Below are 1,586 nucleotides of genomic sequence, written 5' to 3'. Positions count from 1 at the left end.
CGGGCGCGCTCGGCGGCGCGGGCAAAGCGGACCGTGGCCTCGGTGTTGAACAGGCGATAATCGTCTTCCGGGAGGCCGGACATGGCGTGGGGGATGCCGGCGGTGTGGATCACCGCATCCACCTCGGCCAGGGCCTCCGACATATTGTAGGGCTGCGACAGGTCGCCGATGAGGACGCTTGAACAGCCTTCCGGCATCATCGTGGGCCGGCGCAAGAGCACGCGGACGCGGTAGCCGCGCTCGGGCAGCGCCTTCAGCAAATATTGGCCGATAAAGCCCGTGGCGCCGGTTAGCGCCACGAGCGGTTTCCGGTCGGGTTGCTGTGGTCGTGCGCCCGTCATGCCGCTCCCGCCGTCCGGGCAGGACACGCTAAGGCCCGGCCCGGCCTCAAGACGTCATGAGTTCACAACCACATTGGGGCCAGAGCAAGCCCTCCCACATGGGACGGCTTGCCGCTGGCGAAGTCTGCCCTAGTAGGGATAGCAGGGCGGATAGGGGTAGTAGCCGCAAGCTGGCGCCCCGTAATAGCCGGGGCTTGCAACGGCAGCGCCCACGGCGGCGCCGGCCGCGACGCCTGCTCCGAGGCCACGCCCGGCCGCCTATACCAGGCGCCGTGCCAAGCCGGCCGGCCGCCATAGGCATTGAAGTGGCCGCCGTGAGGGCCGCTGTAATGGGCGGCGAAGCGGTCGATGAAGAGCGCGGCAGCGCCTTCGGCGTCCTCGAGATCGCCTTCGAGCACGGAAACGTCGAAGGTCAGCGTGTCGCCGTCGAGCTTCGGCGATTTCAGCACCACGACGGCGTCCTTCACCGAGCCGCCGTCATTGCCGAGCACGGAAATCGTGGCGTTGGGCGGGCTCTTGGCAAAGCTTTCGGCACCTTCATCCCATTCGCGGATGAAATGCGAGGTCAGAACGTGCCCCGCGGCATGGACGGGACGGTCGGCGAAGACGATCGAATTGGGCGAGACGCCGGTGAGCGTCAGCGTATTGCCGTCGAGGCTCGCGCCTGACGCATTGAGCACGGCGAGCGAGGCGACCATCTCGTTCGAGTGCGAGCCGATGGATTTCTTGGCGGGATGGCTGATGGCGTCTTCGGCCTGCGCCAAACCGGGCGCGGTCATGAAGGCCAGGGCCGTCAGCATACAGAGAGTGCGGGTAAGGGTCATGTTCGTGCCTCCTCCTGGGGCGATGGGAACGTTGCTCCGTTCCAAGAGGGGGGACGATAGCCGAGATTCGCAAACGAGATGTGTAAGCCGTGCCTTGGTGATTCCTTCGAAACCAAGCGATTTGCGGTCTCGCGAGCCCGCCGATCGCTAGAACTTGAAGCTCACCGCGGCGTCGACCACGTCGCCCTCGAACGTGTTTTCGGCGCCGACTCATGATAGCCCTTGACGATGATGGTGAGGGCCTTGGCGGGGTCGGCGTTGGTGGTGAAGGTCAGAATCGGACCGACGGCGTAGACTTTGGACTCGACGCGCCAAGCCGCGCGCCGGCGCCGCTGTCACCGGTGGTCTGGATCATGGCGTAGCTCACCACGCCCAGACCGAGCGGCCCGAAATTCTTGGTGATCGAACCTTCGAGATTGAG

Annotated in this window: 1 protein-coding gene and 1 pseudogene; both read right to left on the bottom strand. The window is 65.6% G+C overall.

The window, feature by feature from the left end:
- Positions 1–341: NAD-dependent epimerase/dehydratase family protein (locus AUC71_RS13250; RefSeq protein ID WP_141701696.1), on the bottom strand; the 341-nt coding region annotated here is incomplete at its 3' end.
- Between the two features lie 129 nt (positions 342–470).
- A pseudogene (locus AUC71_RS13245) lies at positions 471–1,141 on the bottom strand (hypothetical protein).
- Between the last annotated feature and the right edge of the window lie 445 nt (positions 1,142–1,586).

The sequence above is a fragment of the Methyloceanibacter marginalis genome (genome assembly GCF_001723295.1).
Lineage (GTDB): Bacteria > Pseudomonadota > Alphaproteobacteria > Rhizobiales > Methyloligellaceae > Methyloceanibacter > Methyloceanibacter marginalis.
Note: the sequence above shows the minus strand (reverse complement) of the source record. Positions and strands in the feature narration are given on the sequence as shown.